Below are 17868 nucleotides of genomic sequence, written 5' to 3'. Positions count from 1 at the left end.
CGCCGCATCCCTCGCCTCCAGGAGGTCGTCGCCATGGCAGTCCAGACCGCTCCGTCCGCCGGCTCGCTCGCGCCCAGACTGCTCCTCGCCGTCTCCGGCTGGGCGGCGCTCGGCGCGACCGCGCTGCCCGGCGGCTCCCCGGTGCGCTGGCTGCCGGTGCTCGTCTTCGTGACCTTCGGCCCCGGCCTGGCGCTGCTGCACCCGCAGCCGGGCCGACTGCGGCCCGGCGCCCGCCTGGAGGCGGTGGCGCTCGCCGCGCCGGTCAGCCTGTCGTTGGCCACGCTCACCGCGACCGCGCTGTTCCTGGCCGAGGGCTGGTCCACGACCGTGTTCCTGGCGGTCCTGGCCGCGTTCACCACGGTCGTGGCAGCGCTGCCCGGCCTTCCGCTGCCCGCCGCCACGCGCGGTGCGGCCGGGGGCAGTTGATGTCCGGACGCCACGCCCGCACGGCCCTGCTGCTGAGCGTCGTCCTCGCCGTCGTGGCCGCCGCGCTGGTGGCCGTCGGCCGGGAGGACGACGAGGACCGCTGCGCCCCCGACGAGCACCTCGTGCCGCGCTGCGGCGCCTGGTGGGGCGCGTACGTCCCGTACGACGCGAACGGCTCGCTGACCGCGCCGGTGTACGCCTTCGAGAAGAAGCTCGGCCGCCGCCTCGACCTCGTGTACACGTACCACGACATGTCCGGGAAGCCGCTCGACGGCGAGCTGCTGACCCCCGACGAGCGGGAGCTGGGCCGCGACCGGCTGCTGATGCTGGCCTGGGAGTCCACGGTGTGGAAGGAACCGCACCACGCGAACTGGACGGAGACGCAGCTGGGCTGGAAGAACATCGCGTCGGGGAAGTACGACGAGACCCTCGTCGACCCGCAGGCCCGCCGGCTCAAGGCGTACGGCAAGCGGGTCTTCTTCTCCTTCGACCAGGAGACCGACTTCCGCATCAAGGAGGGCGCGGGCACCCCGGAGGAGTACGTCGCGGCGTACCGCCACATCCACGACCGGTTCCGCGAGCTGGGCGTGACGAACGTGGTGTGGGTGTGGACGGTCTCCGGCTACCTGGGGCACGCGGACGCGATGAAGCGGCTGTACCCCGGGGACGCGTACGTCGACTGGATCGGCATGGACCAGTACAACTACTACCTCTGCCACAAGTCCCCGAACTGGCTGGACTTCGAGCAGAGCCAGCGCCCGTCGTACGAGTGGCTGCGCAGGGAGATCTCCTCCCGCAAGCCCCTCATGGCCGCGGAGTTCGCCACGGCCCCGGACCCGGCCCGCCCGGAACGGCACCGCGACTGGTACGCGAAGATCCCGCAGGCGGCCCCGGAACTCCCGTCCCTGCGCGCCCTGGTCCACTGGAACCGCCCGGTCCCCGGCCCCGGCTGCGACCTGACGGTGAACGCGGGCCCGGGCCTGGAGGGCTACAGGGAGGCGGGGAAAGCGGACTACTTCCACCAGCCGGTGCCGAAACGCTAGCGCCCCGTCAGGGGCGCGGGTCTGTGTCGATGTGCGGCTTCGCCGCGTGGGCGCGAGCAGCCACGACGGCGCCGCGGTCGACCTACCGGCCGTCGCCCCCGCGAGGCCCGCGGGGAACCGCGCGAGCCGCTGCGGCCCGGCGGGCCCACTCCGTGCCGTACTCCGGCGGCGAGCCCACCCGCGCACCGCTCCGGCCCGCCAGGGCCCCCCGCAGCCCCGGCGCGCACGCCACGGCCACCAGGGTCATCGAGCAGAGGACACCGAGCCCCGCCCCGGAGATCCCCACGGGGCCCAGCAGCGCCGCCGCGCTGCCGAGCACGAGGACGCACATCATGCCCTGCAGCACGGCGAGCATCCCCGTACGGCCCTGGACCCGCAGCACCCCGATGTACAGCTCGACCGCGACCCGCGGCAGCGCCGCCGCCGCCAGCAGCCGCAGCACGGTCGTGCCGTGCTCCGCGTAGTCCGGCCCGAACGGCGCGAGGATGTACGGCGCGAAGACGATCAGCACGGCGACGACGGGCACGAGCAGCAGCGCCATCCGCCGCAGCGCCCCCCGCACCCCCGCGGCCAGGCTCTCCGGGCTGTGGGAGGCGTGCGCGGTGAGCGAGGAGGCCATGTTGATGGCCATGAACTCCATCGTGCCGCCGACCGTGTACGCCGTGTAGAAGAAGGCGTTGTGCGCCGCGTCGAGCCGCACCGCGACCATCACCGGCAGCAGGTTGATCATCGCCAGGCTGAACAGCGCCCCGACCGAGTCCCCGGCCATGAAGCGCCCGATCTCCCGCGTCGTGGGCGGCTCGCGGTCGCGGTCGGAGGCCGCCTGCCGGGGGATGAGCCGGCGGAACACCAGCCAGCCCAGCGGCAGCACGGACAGTGCGATCGCCGCCGACCAGGACACGAACACACCGAGCACCGGCATCGTGCCCGCCAGGGCGACCAGCAGCAGCAGCTTGCCCAGCGAGAACCCCGCGTTGCCGACCGGCACCCAGAACGCCCGGCGCAGACCCGTCAGCACCCCGTCCTGGAGGGTGAGCAACGCCCAGCCGACGCAGGAGGCGGTGAAGAACAGCCCGGCGGAGACGCTGCCCAGCGGCGCGTACGAAGGGCCCCACCAGTCCAGCGTCAGCAGGAAGACCCCGCAGGCCAGGGCCACGACGACGGAGCTGACCAGGTAGATCCGGCCGACCAGCGGGCCGGTGGCCCGGCCGGCCCGGGGCACGTACCGCACCACCGCGCCGATCATCGTGGTCGCGGTGATCGAGGCGAGCAGCCGCTGCGCCGCGATGGCCGCGGAGCCCTGCCCGACGGCCTCCTCGCTGTAGTGGCGCGCGGCGACCAGCCAGAAGCCGAGGCCGAGGGCGGCGGAGACGCCCGTCGACAGCATCAGGGCGTAGGCGTTGCGGAAGAGCGAGTTCCCCGGCTCTTCGAGCGGCGCGGCAGCGGGCGCGTCCGTCCGGCGCAGTCTTACCGCCTCAGACACCGCGCCTGCTCCCGCAGCGCGGCGGCCGTACCGGCTCGGCGCCCGCGGTGCGCAGCACGGCGAGGACCTCCGGGGCGCGGCGCGGGTCGACGGGGAGCGCGTGGCGGGCGAACCAGGCCGCGCCCCCGGGCGCGGCGGACGGCTCGGTGAAGCCGGGCGCGTACGCGTCGAGCGGCGGGTCGTACAGGTAACCGGTGGTGATCCGGCGGGCCGCCAGCGCGGCGATCGCGGCGTCGCGGTCGGCGACGAGCAGCGGGAAGCGGAACAGCGGCTGGTCGGAGCCGTCACCCCCGTACTCGCTGCGGGAGAGCAGCTCCGTCCCCGCGCGGCAGGCGGCAAGGACCGTGTCGAGGCGGCCGAGCCTGGCCGTCGTCCGGCGCAGCCGCGCCCGGCCCGGCCGCAGCCGGTAGTCGTGCATGTCGACCCGGACCCAGGAGTGGAAGGGCGTGAGCCGGGGCGCGTCGGCGAGCGCCTGCTTCAGCTCGTCGGCCCGCAGCGGCATCCGGATCTCCTCGCGCTCCTCCATGCCGAGCCGCCGCAGGACCGCGTGCGCCGCGCCGACGAGGCGAAGTCCGCGCACGGTGGCTTCCGCGTACGGGCGTAACAGGTAGGCGAGTTCGGCGGTCGCGCGGTACGGGGCGAGCAACGCGTCGCGGGCGGCGACGAGTTCGCCGCGTACGGCCGGGTCGGCGACGGCGAGGAAGCCGCCGGTCTTCGCGCCGGTGTGCTTGGAGAGGCTGAACACGGCGGCCTCGCCGTACGAGCCGACCGGCCGCCCGCCGACGGCCGAGCCGATGGCGTGCGCCGCGTCCTCGATCAGCGGGATGTTCAACGCGTCGCAGCGGGCGCGGAGTTCGGGTGCCGGGTCGGGGTTGCCGTACAGGTTGGTGGTGACGACGGCGGACAGGCCCCGCCAGACCTCCTCGGGTACGGCGGCCAGGTCGATCGAGCCGTCCCGCGGGTCCAGCGGCGCCTGCACGGGTCTGAGCCCGGCGGCGAGCACCACGAAGAAGATGACGTCGTCGTTGACCGGGGACATCAGCACCCGGCCGCCGGGCTCGCACCAGTGGCGCAGCGCCAGGTAGAGCCCGAGCCGGCAGGACGGCACGTAGAGGCACTCCCTGCCGAGCCGGTCGTGCATCAGGCTTTCCAGCTCCGCGTACGCAGAAACCATGAAATTCCCCCCTGAACCCCGGGCTCAATGTCGCCCATTCCGGACGGCCCCGTCAATAACGCGAAGGGGCCCGTCCGGTGAAGAGCGGGCGACGGAAGGGGGATCCCGCGGGACTCCCCGAGGGACTCCCGCGCGGATGTCCGCGGCCGCGGGGCCGCTCACTCCTCCAGGGTCAGGCCCTTCCGCAGCCGGCCGAGGGTGCGGGCGAGCAGGCGTGAGACGTGCATCTGCGAGATGCCCAGTTCCTCGCCGATCTCGGACTGCGTCATGCCGGCGGTGAAGCGCAGCGACAGGATCTTCCGGTCGCGGGCGGGCAGCGCCGCGATCATCGGCTTGAGGGACTCGACGTACTCGATGCCCTCGAGGCCGTGGTCCTCGTAGCCGATGCGGTCGGCGAGGGTGCCCTCGGTCTCGTCCTCGTCCGGCTGGGCGTCGAGCGAGCTCGCGGTGTACGCGTTGCTCGCCGCCATGCCCTCGACGACCTCCTCGTGGGAGAGGTCCAGTTCGGTGGCCAGTTCCTCGACGGTGGGCGCGCGGTCGAGCCGCTGGGCGAGTTCGTCGCCGGCCCGGGCCAGGTCGAGGCGGAGTTCCTGGAGCCGGCGCGGGACGCGGACGGACCAGGAGGTGTCACGGAAGAAGCGCTTGATCTCGCCGATGATGGTCGGCATCGCGAACGTCGGGAACTCGACGCCGCGGCTGAGGTCGAAGCGGTCGATGGCCTTGATCAGGCCGATGGTGCCGACCTGGACGATGTCCTCCATGGGCTCGCTGCGGGTGCGGAACCGGGAGGCGGCGAACTTGACCAGGGCGAGGTTGAGTTCGACGAGGGTGTTGCGGACGTAGGCGTACTCGTGAGTGCCCTCTTCGAGCGCTTCGAGCCGGGCGAAGAGGGTCTTCGACAGTGCGCGCGCGTCGAGCGGGTCGATCTGCTCGAACGGCGGGATCTCGGCGAGCTCGTTCTCGGTGAGCTCCGCGAGATCCGCGGGGGCGGTGGGAGTCGTCGACGGCGCGTGGGGGGAACGCGAGGCGTCGAGCCGGGGTGACATGGTCTCCTCCATCTGATGCTTCTGCTGCGGTTTGCGGCGCCTCCAAAGCCGGCCGTGTTCGGATGTTCCCTACAAGCCCTACCGGCTCGCAGGGGGCTATGGCAAGTCCCAAATGTCCGTTTGAGGTTGGTTCGTGGTGGAGTCCGGGTGTCCATCGAAGCCCCCGACTTGTATGGTTCTTGCGAGCGTCAACCGGCATCCGGAGAGCGAGAAGAGGCACGGGTATGGACCGCCAGACCTTGGGCCACGCACGATCGGCCCGGCTTCGGGTCGAGGCACGGACGCGGGGTGTCAGCGAGATCGTGAAGCCGGTGGGTGAGCTCGATCACCACACCGCCGATTTGTTGCGTACGCCACTCGAAGACGCCCTCGGCGGGGGTCGCTCGCGCCTCGTGGTCGACTGCTCGGCGCTCGATTTCTGCGACTCCACCGGACTCAACGTGCTCCTCGGCGCCCGGCTGAAAGCCGAGGCCGCAGGGGGTGGCGTCCATCTCTCCGGGATGCTGCCGGCGGTCGCCCGGGTCTTCGAGATCACCGGCGCGGACGCGGTCTTCACCGTCCACGATTCGCTGGAGGCGGCACTCGCCGACTGAGAAAGCGGGTGTTGTCGTGACACGGCGGGGCAGGAGAGCCCCCGCTGTCCTGGCTCTGGTCTTGGTCTTGGTCCTGTCAATGGGTGAATCGGTGAGGTGAAGCGCTGATGGACACTGCTGCGGGTGCCGGCGACGTCGCCCTTGAGGTGCGCACGCTCGCCCTCGGCGACGCCCCCGGCGTCGTACCGCTCGCCCGGGACTTCGCGCGGCAGGTACTGCACGAATGGGGCTGGCTGCCCGCCCCGTCCGCCGACCGCCGGGCCGCCGCCGAGGACGTCCTCCTCGTGGTCTCCGAGCTGGTCACCAACGCCTGTCTGCACGCCGAGGGCCCCGAGTGGCTCCGGATGTTCCGCCGCGAGAAGGTGCTGCGGCTGGAGGTCGCCGACCGGGGCGCGGGGCATCCCGCGCCGCGCACCCCGCACCGGGCAGGCCGGCCCGGCGGGCACGGCATGTTCATCGTCCAGCGGCTCTGCCTCGACTGGGGCGTGGAGCGGGTGCCCGGGGCGCCCGGCAAGACGGTGTGGGCGGAGCTCGCCGCACCGGCCTGAGCCGCCGGCCCCTGGGTCTTGTGTGCGGGGCCCGTGTGCGAACGGCGCCCGGTGCTTGTGGAGTTGTTGGGGAGCGCGTCAATACGGCGCGCACTTTGTCTTCCCTCCATCAGGCCCCGGGCGTACCTTGAGCGCCCAATCTGATGTGCCGTCAGTAACTTCGGCGGTGCGAGCCCGGCGTGAGGGGTGCCCGAAGTGTCCAACCGGAAGAGGACGGCCGCGGCCGCGGCACTGGCCGCGGCGCTGGCGGGTCCGGCGGTGCTTGCGGGCGCCTCCGCCGCGCACGCCGACGTGGTCGACGTGAACTACGCCTGCCAGACGAAGATCGGCCCGAAGAGCGCCGTGTCGCCCGTCGACGTCACCGCCGTCAAGAGCGGCGACGGCTACACGGTCACCATGTCCTTCGACAAGGGCGTCTCCGACAGCCCCATCGAACTGCCCAAGGGCGTCATGAAGCCGCGCGCCGAGCTGGTCCTCGGCGGAGCGGACAGCGGCACCGTGAAGGTCACGGGCGTACCGAACTCCGAGAAGATTCCCCCCAACACCCCCATCAAGATCGGCAAGTTGACGGGCACGTACACGCCGAAGAAGACCGGCAAGGTCACCTTCACGGCCGGCACGCTGATCGTCCACGCCCTGGGGATGGACGCCGCCACCTGCACGCCGAAGAACAACCCCAGGCCCTCGCTGGAACTGGACGTCACGGCCGCGGCCGGCGGAGCCCCGGACTCCGGCGGTGGTGGCGGTGGCGGCGAACTCCCGAAGACCGGGCCGCTGGACTCCGCCATGGCCCTGGGCACCCTCGGCGGCACGGTGCTGCTGACCGGTGCGGCCGGCGTGCTCTGGCTCACCCGGCGCACGGCGCGCTGATGCGGGCGCGGGACGTGGCCGCACCCGCCGCCGCGCTGCTCTGCCTCGCCGCATCCGCCCCCGCCGCGGTGGCGGACGCCGGGCCGGCGGCATGGACGGCGGGGCCGGCCGCCGGACGGCCGTACGTCTACCTGGAGGGCGCGGCGGGCAGCGTCCTGCAGGACACCGTGTCGGTCACCAACTCCGGTGCCCGGCCGGTGACGGTACGGATCTCCGGTACGGGGGACGGGGCCTTCGCCTTCGCCCCCGCCGCGCGCGGGATCACCGTCCCGGCCCGTACCCGCGCCGACGTCCCCTTCGCGGTGACCGTCCCGGCCGACGCCGCGCCCGGCGAGCGGACCGGCGCGGTCGTCGTCGGCGCCGCGGGCCGCGAGGTCCGGGTCCGCGTCCACCTGCGGGTCAGCGGCCCCCGGCTCGCCGCGCTCACCATGGAGCGGGTCCGCGTCGACCACGCGGGAACCGTGCACTACACGCTGGTCAACCGCGGCAACACCGTGCTCGCGCCCCGGCTCTCGGTACGCGCCGACGGCGTCCTCGGCACCGTCCTCGACCGCCCCGCCCGGGCGCTGCCGCTGACCCTGCGCCCCGGCGAGCGGCGCACCCTCACCGAGCCCTGGCCCGACCGGCCCGCCCTCGACGCGGTCACCGTACGGCTGCGGGTCACCGCCGACGGCGGGGCCGGGGCGACGGCCCGCGCCGACGCCCGCTTCGCCTCGGCGGGGGCGCTCGGTGTGCTCGGCGGGGCGCTGCTCGCGACGGCGGCCGTGGCGTGGCGGGCGTCGCGGGCGCTGCGCAGACGCCGTACCCCGGCTGAACCCCCGTACGAGGAGCAGCTGTTGACGCCGTCGGTGGCGGGAGGAGTCCGATGACACGAGCACGGCTGGGCGGCCTCCTGCTGGCACTGGCGGTTCTGCTCCTGTGCGTCCCGCCGACGGCTGCCACGGCGGCCCCGGCCCCGAAGGTCACGCTCTCTCAGCAGGAGGCCGGCAAGGGCGGCGAGCTCACCGTCAGCGGCACCGGCTGGCGGCCCGGCGCGCTGCTGATGCTGCTGATCTGCGGCACGTCCACGCCGGCGAAGGGCCTGATCGGCGGTACCAACTCCTGCGCCAACGCCGACGGGCGGGCCGCCACCGCCGACGCGAAGGGCGCGTTCAGCCAGAAGCTGCCGGTGTCCGAACCGCCCGTCCCCTGCCCCTGCGTGGTGCACGTCGCCGTCGTCACCGGCGGCGAACAGGCCGCGGTGGACGTGGCGTTCACCGTCGCCGGACACCCCACCGCCCCGCTGCCCGCGCAGACCGGCGGCGGCCGGCTCGCGGTCCTCGCCTCGGTACGGCTCGAAGGATCGAGCGGCCTCCTCGTCTGGTTCGGCGCCCCGGCGCAGCGGCGGGTCGTCTTCACCGTGGGCAATCTGGGCACCGGACCGGTCAAGGACCCGGTCTTCCAGGTCGGCACCGCGCACGGCGTGTTCGCCCCGCAGTACGAGGAACGCCAGTGGCGCGGCACGGTCGAACCGGGCCGCAAGGCGCTGGTCGAGCTGCCGGTCGAACTGTCCGCCGGCGCACACGGCGACTACCGGGTGACCGTGAAGTACGGCGACCAGGTGCTGGTCGAGCAGCCGTGGGGGGTCGGCCGGCCGTGGGGCGTGGTCGTCTTCTGGGCGCTGCTCGCGGTGGTCGTCCCGACGGCGCTGTTCCGTGCGGGCATGGCGCTGGTGGACCGATGGCGCCCGGCGCAGCGGACGCACACGGCGCGGCACCGCAGTACGACGAAGGTCACTCCCCCCGAACCCACGGCGGCGGCGCTGCCGTGGTTCACCCCGGACTCCGCACCGTCAGAGAACCGACCCACGACGAAGGGACATTCGTGAGCACGCAACGGAGGGTGAGCGCGGCGGGAGTCGCGCTGATGCTCGGCGGCGCGGGGATCCTGCTGGCCGCCGCCCCCGCACAGGCCGCCGAGGTCTCGTTCAAGACCGAGTGCATACCGCCGGCGATCTCCGGCATGCCGCCGGTGCAGGGGACGACGAAGGTGCAGATCACGGCACCGGCGGAGGCGAAGGTCGGCGACGAGGTCGAGGTGGTGTGGAAGACGGTCGAGGCCGCCTCCAAGAACCCCGACGTCCTCGACCTGGAGAAGGACACCGTCAAACCGACCGGTGTGATCAAGGTCGGCGGCGCGGCGAGCGGCACGCTCACCATGGAGGGGCCGCGGCAGAACCCGCCGATCCCGAAGAACAGCCCGATGATCCTGCCGGACATGAAGGGCAAGCTGAAGCTGGAGAAGGCCGGCGAGATCACGCTGACGCCGGACAAGTACAACATCAACGTCTCCAAGCCGATGTCGACGGACACGAAGTGCTCCCCGAAGGAGACACCGGCGGTCGGCGCGACGATCAAGGTCACGGACGGCGGAGGGGGCACGGACTCCGGAGGCACCACGACGACGGGCGGCAATTCGACGACGACGTCGGGCGGAGGCAACGCGTCGACGACGTCCGGCGGAGGCAACGCGTCGACCACATCGGGCGGTGGCGGCGGTGGCGGCGGGGGCCAGTCCGACTTCCCCGGCAAGGAGGTCGCGGTCCAGTTCGCCTGCCAGTCCCCGGGCCCGGCGAACATCACGTCCAAGGTCACGATCAACGCCAAGAGGAACGGCGGCGGCTACGACCTCACCGTCAGGACGGCCAAGGGCGTCATGGACAGCCCCGCGCCGCTCCCGGCGGGCGCGCTGAAGCCGTCGATGGCCGTGAAACTGGGCGGCTCGGACAGCGGCACCGTGAAGGTCGAGGGCCCGGCGAACTCCGCCCCGCTGGAGCAGGGCAAGCCGGTCGACCTGCCGGACATGAAGGGCACGTACAAGCCCGGCGCCACGGGCAAGTCGACGCTCAGCCCCGGCACCCTGACGATCACCGTGAACCTGGGCGGCTCCCCGATCGTGATCCCCTGCCAGGTCAAGGGATCGGTCCAGGCGTCCCTGGAACTGGACACCACCCAGCAGCCGGGCGGCGCGGCGGGCGGCGGCGACGCGACGGCAGGCGGCGGCTCCGGCGGCGGCCTGGCGGACACCGGCGCTGAGGACGAAGGCGCCCTCCGCGCCCTGGCCCTAGTCGCCGGCACCGTCATCCTCCTCGGCGGCGCCGTCTTCACCTTCACACCGTGGGCCCGCCTGCGCAGGTGACCCCGCACCAAAGGCGGAGGGCCGCCGCACCGAATCCGGTGCGGCGGCCCTCCGGCCGTACGGGGAGCGCCGTCAGTGCACGCCGCCCATGAGGGCCTTGACCTTCTTGCGGTACATGAAGATCGCGACGCCGGCGACCGCGGCCAGGACGCCCTGGCTGGCGAACCAGGCCTGGGTGTCCGTGGGGGCGCCGATCAGCTGGAGGAGGGCGATGACCGAGTCGCCCGCCGTCACGGCGAGGAACCAGACGCCCATCATCTGCGAGGCGTACTTCGCGGGGGCGAGCTTCGTCGTCAGCGACAGGCCGACGGGGGAGAGGCACAGCTCACCCACGGTCTGGATGAAGTAGACGCTGACCAGCCACATCGGGGAGACCTTCGCGTCCCCGGCGGCCATGCCCTGGGCGATCATCATCACGCCGAAGGAACCGCCGATGAGGACCAGCGCACCCGCGAACTTCGAGAGCGTGCTGGGCTCCTTGTCGCGCTTGAACAGCGCCACCCACATCATGGCGAACAGCGGCGCCAGCGCCATCACGAACAGCGGGTTCAGCGACTGGAACCAGCTCTCGGGGAAGCTGAAGCCGAAGAGCGTCGACTGCGTGTCGTCCTTCGCGAACAGCGACAGCGTCGAGCCGGTCTGGTCGTAGATGGCCCAGAACACGGCCGCGGCGACGAAGAACCAGATGTAGCCGGACATCCGGCCCTGCTCGACCGGCGTCAGGTCCTTGTCCCGCTTGATGCGGAGCAGGTACCAGGCCGGCAGCACCAGGCCCAGGATCGTCAGCGGCCACAGCGCCCAGTCGATGGTGAACAGACCGGCCAGACCGATGATCGCGTACGCCGCGCCGGCGACGCCGAGCCAGATCAGGGCCTTCTTGACGAGCACGGAGCGCTCGGCGGCGTCCAGCGGCGACGGGACCCTGCTCGACTCCGCGTTCAGGAAGCGGAAGCCGATGAAGTAGAAGATCAGGCCGAGCGCCATGCCGACACCGGCCATGGCGAAGCCCAGGTGCCAGTTGACCTGCTGGCCGACCCAGCCGATCGTCAGCGGGGCGACGAAGGCACCCAGGTTGATGCCCATGTAGAAGATCGTGAAGCCGCCGTCACGCCGCGGGTCGTTCTTGTCCGAGTACAGGTGGCCGACCATCGTCGAGATGTTGGCCTTCAGGACACCCGAACCGGCCGCGATCAGCGCCAGACCGATGAAGAAGGACGCCTGCGCGGGCACGGCCAGCAGGAAGTGACCGGCCATGATGACCACACCGGCGACGGCCACGGCCTTGCGAGCGCCCCACACGCGGTCGCCCAGCCAGCCGCCCGGCAGGGCGAGCAGGTAGACCATCGCGTTGTAGACGGAGTAGATCGCGACGGCCGTCGCGTCGTTCATGCCGAGTCCACCGTCGGCCACGTTCGTGGCCAGGTAGAGCACGAGCAGGGCTCGCATGCCGTAGAAGCTGTAGCGCTCCCACATCTCGGTCATGAAGAGGAAGGCCAGGCCCATCGGGTGGCCGAGGAACGTCTTCTCGGAACCCGAGGTTCCGGGAGAAGTCGTCAGGCTGGACGCCATGTCGATCCTTGCTCTGTCGGGACGCGTGCCTGGTGAGCACAGACGCCCGGTGGGGGAGGCCGGCACCGGCGGGCGACGGGTCGCCCTCCGGGATCCACGCCCCGGACACTCACGCGCCACGGGACCCGGCCCACAGGTCATTCGCACCTGCCCGAGCCGGCAGTGCCGTCTTGGGCAGGAAAGAGACCCTTGGCGGGGTGTGTGGCCAAAGGTCCCATCGTCAGAGGTGTAGACGTTCCGCCACCATACGACACGAGAGTGCCGCAATTGCTAGGACTTGAGACATGGATCACAGGTGACATAGGAACCAACGATGGCCTTTCGAAGGTCATCTGCTTGATGTACTGCCTGACTCGCAGGCGCTCGCGATCACCCTCCGGGGGGACTCGTGCGCGGACTACCATCACCCCATGACCCGTGTACTGCTCGCCGAGGACGACGCATCCATCTCGGAACCGCTGGCGCGCGCCCTGCGGAGAGAGGGGTACGAGGTCGAGGTGCGCGAGGACGGGCCGACCGCGCTCGACGCCGGGCTCCAGGGCGGCGTCGACCTGGTCGTCCTCGACCTGGGCCTGCCCGGCATGGACGGCCTCGAGGTCGCCCGGCGGCTCCGCTCCGAGGGCCACACCGTGCCGATCCTGGTCCTCACCGCCCGCGCCGACGAGGTCGACACCGTCGTCGGGCTCGACGCCGGCGCCGACGACTACGTCACCAAGCCCTTCCGGCTCGCCGAGCTGCTCGCCCGCGTCCGGGCCCTGCTCCGCCGCGGCGCCACCGAGCCCGCCGCCCCGCCGTCCACCCACGGCGTCCGCATCGACGTCGAGTCGCACCGCGCCTGGATGGGTGACGAAGAGCTCCAGCTCACCGCCAAGGAGTTCGACCTGCTGCGGGTCCTCGTCCGCGACGCCGGCCGGGTCGTCACCCGCGACCAGCTGATGCGCGAGGTCTGGGACACCACCTGGTGGTCCTCCACCAAGACCCTCGACATGCACATCTCCTGGCTCCGCAAGAAGCTCGGCGACGACGCGGCCAACCCCCGCTACATCGCCACCGTCCGCGGCGTCGGCTTCCGCTTCGAGAAGAGCTGAGGACCTCCACGCCGTGCGCCGCAGGCTGATCAACTCCACCCTGGCCGTGGTGCTCGTCGTCATCGGCGTCTTCGGGGTCTCCCTCGTCATCGTCGAGGCCCGCACCATCTCCGCCGCCGCCCAGGAGTCCGTGGACGTCGAGGCGCTGCGCCTGGTCTCCATCGTCGACAGCCGCCTCTTCGGCGGGGAGCCGGTCAACCCGGACATCCTCGCCGAGCAGAGCGGCGCCAAGCGGTACGCGCTCATCGAGATCCCCGGCCGCCCGCCCATGGAGATCGGCGAGCGCCCCCAGGGCAGCGTCATCCGCGGCACCGCGACCGGCGAACGCGGCGAGACCGTCACCGTCGAGGTGTCCCGGTCCACCATCACCTCCGAGGTCGGCCGCACCCTGCTGATCATCTGTGCGGTCGCCCTGCTCGCCGCCCTGGCCGCCGTCGGCCTCGCCGTACGCCAGGCCAACCGGCTCACCTCCCCGCTCACCGACCTCGCCGAGACCGCCGAACGGCTCGGCTCCGGCGACCCGCGCCCCCGCCACAAGCGGTACGGAGTCCCCGAGCTCGACCGGGTCGCCGACGTGCTCGACGGATCCGCCGAGCGGATCGCCCGGATGCTCACGGCCGAGCGGCGGCTCGCCGCCGACGCCTCCCACCAGCTGCGCACCCCGCTCACCGCGCTGTCCATGCGCCTGGAGGAGGTGGCGCTCGCCGACGATCTCGACACCGTCAAGGAGGAGGCGACGATCGCCCTCACCCAGGTCGAGCGGCTCACCGACGTCGTCCAGCGGCTGCTCACCAACTCCCGCGACCCGCGGACCGGCTCCGCCGTCGCCTTCGACCTGGACGAGGTCATCAAGCAGCAGATCGAGGAGTGGATGCCGGCCTACCGCAGCGCCGGCCGCGCCCTGGTGCACTCCGGCAAGCAGGGCATGCGGGCCGTCGGCACCCCCGGCGCGGTCGCCCAGGTCCTCGCCGCGCTCATCGAGAACTCGCTCATGCACGGCGGCGGCACCGTCGCCCTGCGCACCCGGGTCACCGGCAACCAGTCCGTGATCGAGGTCACCGACGAGGGCCCCGGCGTCCCCGCCGACCTCGGCGCGCGGATCTTCGAGCGGGCCGTCAGCGGCCGCAGCTCCACCGGCATCGGCCTGGCCGTCGCCCGCGACCTCGCGGAGGCCGACGGCGGCCGTCTGGAGCTGCTCAAGGAGCATCCGCCGGTCTTCGCCCTGTTCCTCAGCCGCGAGGTCCGCGGCCGTGCCCGGGAACGCGAGCGCCCGGTCCGCTGAGGGACCGGGCGCGACGGGCAGGAGACGTCTCAGCCGACTCTGTCGGGCTGCGGGCGCACCGCCTGCTTCGGAGCTTTCTCCAGGAACGATTCCGCCACGGCGACGGGCTCCGGCAGCGCCCGGAAGACCCACGTCCGGTACGACCAGAAGCGGAACAGCGTCGCGACGCCGATGCCGAAGAACTTGAAGAAGTTGCTCTGCAGCGGGGTGTCCCAGCCGAAGCCGTACGTCGCCACGAACAGGATCCCGTTCTGGATCACCAGGCCGACGGCGCTGAACACGAAGAACAGCGTGACCTCGCGGGCCCGCCGGCTCTTGTCGCGGTCCCGGTAGGTGAAGTACCGGAAGCCGACGTAGTTGAAGGCGATCGCCACGACGGTGGCGATGATGCTCGCCCTGACCACGGGCAGGTCCGTGAAGTGGCGTACGAGGTTGAAGACGCCGAGGTCCACCAGGAGCCCGACACCGCCCACCGCGCCGAACTTCGCGAACTCGCGGGTGAGCCGGTCGAGCCGCACCCGCAGTGCGCTTCGTTCACTCATGGTGATCGCTCAGCCCCGTCCGTTCGGTTTCGTCAACCCAGCCATGCTAACGAGCCGCACGGGTGACCGCCCGGGGACACCGCAATCACCCGCACGTGCCCGCCCGGGCTGTCGTAAACCACAGGGTGACGGGGTACACCGGCTCGGCGGATACCCTAAGAGGGTGACGTTCCCGGTAGTCGGCATGGTCGGCGGCGGTCAGCTCGCTCGTATGACACACGAGGCAGGCATCCCCCTCGGCATCAAGTTCAAGCTCCTCAGTGACACTCCCCAGGACTCGGCGGCCCAGGTGGTCAGCGAGGTCGTCATCGGCGACTATCGCGACCTGGACACGCTGCGTGACTTCGCGCGCGGCTGCGACGTGATCACCTTCGATCACGAGCACGTGCCCGCGGAGCACCTGAAGACCCTGGAGGCGGACGGTGTCGTCGTCCGCCCCGGGCTCGACGCCCTGGTGCACGCCCAGGACAAGGGGGTGATGCGCGCCAAGCTGGACGAGATCGGCGCGCCCAGCCCGCGGCACCGCATCGTGGCCGACCCGGCCGACGCGGCCGCGTTCGCCGCCGAGGTGGGCGGCTTCCCGATCATCCTGAAGACCGTGCGCGGCGGATACGACGGCAAGGGCGTGTGGTTCGTCCGCTCCGAGGAGGACGCCCGCGACCCGTTCCTCGCGGGTGTCGCGGTGCTCGCCGAGGAGAAGGTCGAGTACGTCCGCGAGCTGGCGGCCAACATCGTCCGCTCCCCGCACGGCCAGGCCGTCGCCTACCCGGTGGTCGAGTCCCAGCAGGTCGACGGCGTCTGCGACACCGTCATCGCCCCCGCCCCCGGCCTCTCCGAGGAGCTGTCGGGCCAGGCGCAGGAGCTGGCGCTGCGGATCGGCCGGGAGCTCGGCGTCGTCGGCCACCTGGCGGTGGAGCTGTTCGAGACCACCGACGGTCGGATCCTCGTCAACGAACTCGCCATGCGGCCGCACAACTCCGGCCACTGGACCCAGGACGGCGCGATCACCTCGCAGTTCGCCAACCACGTCCGGGCCGTCCTCGACCTGCCGCTGGGCGACCCCCGCCCGCGCGCGACGTGGACGGTCATGTGCAATGTCCTCGGCGGCGACTACCCGGACATGTACACGGCCTACCTGCACTGCATGGCCCGGGACCCGCAGCTCAAGATCCACATGTATGGCAAGGACGTGAAGCCCGGCCGCAAGGTGGGGCACGTCAACACCTACGGCGACGACCTGGACGACGTGCTGGAGCGCGCGCGTCACGCCGCCGGCTATCTGCGAGGAACGATCGTTGAGTAATCCGCTCATTGGCATCGCCATGGGGTCCGACTCCGACTGGACCGTCATGGAGGCCGCGGCGCAGGCTCTGGACGAGTTCGAGATCCCGTACGAGGTCAACGTCCTGTCGGCGCACCGGATGCCGCGCGAGATGATCGCGTACGGGGAGGACGCGGACGGCCGCGGCCTGAAGGCGATCATCGCGGGCGCCGGCGGCGCCGCCCACCTGCCGGGCATGCTCGCCTCCGTCACCCCGCTGCCGGTGATCGGCGTCCCGGTGCCGCTGAAGTACCTCGACGGCATGGACTCGCTGCTCTCCATCGTGCAGATGCCGGCCGGCGTGCCGGTCGCGACCGTGTCGGTCGCCGGCGCGCGCAACGCGGGCCTGCTCGCCGCCCGGATCCTCGCCGCGCACGACGCGGACCTCCTCGCCCGGATGAAGGAGTTCCAGCAGGAGCTCAACGACCAGGCGACGGAGAAGGGCAAGCGGCTGCGGGCCAAGGTCGAGGGCTCCACGTCGTTCGGCTTCGCGAAGTGACGGCGGGCGGCTCGGCGGCGTACCTGGACGAGGCGCGGGAGCTGCTCGCCGCGCACCCCGTGGCCGACGGCCACAACGACCTGCCGTGGGCGCTGCGCGAGCACGTCCGCTACGACCTGGACCGGATGGACATCGCCCGGGACCAGGCCGGCCGGCTGCACACCGACCTCGGGCGGCTGAGGGCCGGCGGGGTCGGGGCGCAGTTCTGGTCGGTGTACGTGCGCTCCGACCTGGCGGGGGACGGGGCGGTCAGCGCGACGCTGGAGCAGATCGACCTGGTCGACCGGCTCCTCGTCCGGTACGCCGCCGACCTCGCGCCGGCGCGGACCGCGGACGACATGGAGACGGCCCGCGCGGCCGGCCGGATCGCCTCGCTGAAGGGCGCCGAGGGCGGCCACTCGATCAACAGCTCCCTCGCCACGCTGCGGGCGCTGTACGCGCTGGGCGTGCGGTACATGACGCTCACCCACAACGACAACATCGCCTGGGCGGACTCGGCGACGGACGAGCCGGGCGTCGGCGGCCTGTCGGCCTTCGGCCGCGAGGTGGTCCGCGAGATGAACCGGCTGGGCATGCTGGTCGACCTCTCGCACGTGGCCGCGACGACGATGCGGGACGCGCTGGCGACGACCGAGGCGCCGGTGCTGTTCTCGCACTCCTCGGCGCGTGCGGTCTGCGACCACCCGCGGAACATCCCGGACGACGTCCTGGAGGCGCTGCCCGCCAACGGGGGAGTGGCCATGGCCACCTTCGTCCCCAAGTTCGTGCTCCCGGCGGCGATGGAGTGGACGGCCGCCGCGGACGAGAACCTGCGGGCGCACGGGCTGCACCACCTCGACACCACGCCCGAGGCGATGAAGCTCCACGCGGCGTTCGAGGAGGCGCGTCCGCGCCCGGTGGCGACCGTGGCGACGGTCGCCGACCACCTCGACCACATGCGCGAGGCGGCGGGCGTCGACCACATCGGTATCGGCGGTGACTTCGACGGCACGGCGTTCACCCCGGACGGCCTCTCCGACGTCGCCGGCTACCCGAACCTGATCGCCGAGCTGCTCCGCCGCGGCTGGTCGAAGCCGGACCTGTCCAAACTGACCTGGGGCAACGCGGTCCGCGTCCTGCGCGACGCGGAGTCGGTGGCACGGGACGTCCAGTCCCGCCGCGGCCCGTCGATCGCGACGATCGAGCAGCTGGACGGGGTCTGAGAGAC

17 protein-coding genes and 1 pseudogene are annotated in these 17868 nt (G+C 72.1%); 13 read left to right on the top strand and 5 right to left on the bottom strand.

Annotation, left to right across the window (positions count from 1 at the left end; genetic code table 11):
- Nucleotides 1–33: 33 nt before the first annotated feature.
- Both ABZO31_RS12855 and ABZO31_RS12850 read left to right on the top strand, forming a co-directional pair.
- A complete protein-coding gene (locus ABZO31_RS12855; RefSeq protein WP_406861291.1) occupies nt 34–426 on the top strand; it encodes a hypothetical protein in 393 nt (130 codons plus the stop codon).
- Nucleotides 426–1469 (top strand): glycosyl hydrolase, encoded by a 1044-nt coding sequence (locus ABZO31_RS12850; RefSeq protein WP_406861290.1) that lies wholly within the window; start codon nt 426–428, stop codon nt 1467–1469. Before ABZO31_RS12855 ends, ABZO31_RS12850 begins: the two co-directional genes overlap by 1 nt.
- Nucleotides 1470–1590: 121 nt before the next feature.
- Here the strand turns inward: ABZO31_RS12850 and ABZO31_RS12845 are convergent.
- From ABZO31_RS12845 to ABZO31_RS12835, 3 genes and pseudogenes are all read right to left on the bottom strand, one after another.
- A pseudogene (locus tag ABZO31_RS12845) lies at nt 1591–2934 on the bottom strand (lipopolysaccharide biosynthesis protein); the annotation flags it as partial.
- A gap of 10 nt (nt 2935–2944) precedes the next feature.
- Nucleotides 2945–4093 carry a DegT/DnrJ/EryC1/StrS family aminotransferase gene (locus ABZO31_RS12840; RefSeq protein WP_406865337.1) on the bottom strand — a complete coding sequence of 383 codons (1149 nt, stop codon included), beginning with the start codon at nt 4091–4093 and terminating at the stop codon, nt 2945–2947.
- A 191-nt stretch (nt 4094–4284) separates the two neighbouring features.
- Nucleotides 4285–5184 carry an RNA polymerase sigma factor SigF gene (locus ABZO31_RS12835; RefSeq protein WP_406861289.1) on the bottom strand — a complete coding sequence of 300 codons (900 nt, stop codon included), beginning with the start codon at nt 5182–5184 and terminating at the stop codon, nt 4285–4287.
- A 212-nt stretch (nt 5185–5396) separates the two neighbouring features.
- Between ABZO31_RS12835 and ABZO31_RS12830 the strand changes: the two genes are divergently transcribed.
- From ABZO31_RS12830 to ABZO31_RS12805, 6 genes are all read left to right on the top strand, one after another.
- The gene (locus tag ABZO31_RS12830) at nt 5397–5765 is read left to right on the top strand and encodes an STAS domain-containing protein (RefSeq protein ID WP_406861288.1); all 369 of its coding nucleotides are present in this window, start codon (nt 5397–5399) and stop codon (nt 5763–5765) included.
- Nucleotides 5766–5872: 107 nt separating this feature from the next.
- The gene (locus ABZO31_RS12825) at nt 5873–6313 is read left to right on the top strand and encodes an ATP-binding protein (RefSeq protein ID WP_406861287.1); all 441 of its coding nucleotides are present in this window, start codon (nt 5873–5875) and stop codon (nt 6311–6313) included.
- A 195-nt stretch (nt 6314–6508) separates the two neighbouring features.
- The gene (locus ABZO31_RS12820) at nt 6509–7183 is read left to right on the top strand and encodes a peptidase (RefSeq protein WP_406861286.1); all 675 of its coding nucleotides are present in this window, start codon (nt 6509–6511) and stop codon (nt 7181–7183) included.
- A gap of 14 nt (nt 7184–7197) precedes the next feature.
- Complete coding sequence (locus tag ABZO31_RS12815; RefSeq protein ID WP_406861284.1) at nt 7198–8052, top strand: hypothetical protein; 855 nt, start codon at nt 7198–7200, stop codon at nt 8050–8052.
- On the top strand, nt 8049–9050 hold the full coding sequence (locus ABZO31_RS12810) for a hypothetical protein (protein WP_406861283.1): 1002 nt from the start codon (nt 8049–8051) through the stop codon (nt 9048–9050). Before ABZO31_RS12815 ends, ABZO31_RS12810 begins: the two co-directional genes overlap by 4 nt.
- Nucleotides 9051–9064: 14 nt before the next feature.
- The gene (locus tag ABZO31_RS12805) at nt 9065–10360 is read left to right on the top strand and encodes a hypothetical protein (protein WP_406865336.1); all 1296 of its coding nucleotides are present in this window, start codon (nt 9065–9067) and stop codon (nt 10358–10360) included.
- 72 nt (nt 10361–10432) lie between these two features.
- Here ABZO31_RS12805 and ABZO31_RS12800 read toward each other — a convergent pair whose 3' ends face one another.
- Entirely contained in the window at nt 10433–11929 is a 1497-nt protein-coding gene (locus ABZO31_RS12800) for a peptide MFS transporter (RefSeq protein WP_406861282.1), read from the bottom strand.
- Nucleotides 11930–12339: 410 nt separating this feature from the next.
- Here ABZO31_RS12800 and ABZO31_RS12795 point away from each other — a divergent pair, with 410 nt between their 5' ends.
- On the top strand, nt 12340–13017 hold the full coding sequence (locus tag ABZO31_RS12795; RefSeq protein ID WP_406861281.1) for a response regulator transcription factor: 678 nt from the start codon (nt 12340–12342) through the stop codon (nt 13015–13017).
- A 13-nt stretch (nt 13018–13030) separates the two neighbouring features.
- Nucleotides 13031–14299, top strand: coding sequence for an ATP-binding protein (locus ABZO31_RS12790; protein ID WP_406861280.1), 1269 nt, complete (start codon nt 13031–13033; stop codon nt 14297–14299).
- A 29-nt stretch (nt 14300–14328) separates the two neighbouring features.
- Here the strand turns inward: ABZO31_RS12790 and ABZO31_RS12785 are convergent, their stop codons facing one another.
- Nucleotides 14329–14841 (bottom strand): GtrA family protein, encoded by a 513-nt coding sequence (locus tag ABZO31_RS12785; protein ID WP_406861279.1) that lies wholly within the window; start codon nt 14839–14841, stop codon nt 14329–14331.
- A gap of 184 nt (nt 14842–15025) precedes the next feature.
- On the opposite strand from ABZO31_RS12785, the gene ABZO31_RS12780 reads away from it, so the two are divergent.
- From ABZO31_RS12780 to ABZO31_RS12770, 3 genes are read left to right on the top strand one after another with little or no spacing between them, the layout of a single operon-like run.
- The gene (locus ABZO31_RS12780; protein WP_406865335.1) at nt 15026–16144 is read left to right on the top strand and encodes a 5-(carboxyamino)imidazole ribonucleotide synthase; all 1119 of its coding nucleotides are present in this window, start codon (nt 15026–15028) and stop codon (nt 16142–16144) included.
- A gap of 19 nt (nt 16145–16163) precedes the next feature.
- Entirely contained in the window at nt 16164–16661 is a 498-nt protein-coding gene (gene purE, locus ABZO31_RS12775; protein ID WP_406865334.1) for a 5-(carboxyamino)imidazole ribonucleotide mutase, read from the top strand.
- A complete protein-coding gene (locus tag ABZO31_RS12770; RefSeq protein ID WP_406861278.1) occupies nt 16658–17863 on the top strand; it encodes a dipeptidase in 1206 nt (401 codons plus the stop codon). Before purE ends, ABZO31_RS12770 begins: the two co-directional genes overlap by 4 nt.
- Nucleotides 17864–17868: the final 5 nt, after the last annotated feature.

It is taken from the genome of Streptomyces solicamelliae (assembly GCF_045348655.1).
In the GTDB taxonomy this organism is placed as follows: Bacteria; Actinomycetota; Actinomycetes; order Streptomycetales; family Streptomycetaceae; genus Streptomyces; species Streptomyces solicamelliae.
The sequence above is the reverse complement of the archived record's forward strand: the minus strand, read 5'-3'. Positions and strand labels throughout refer to the sequence as shown.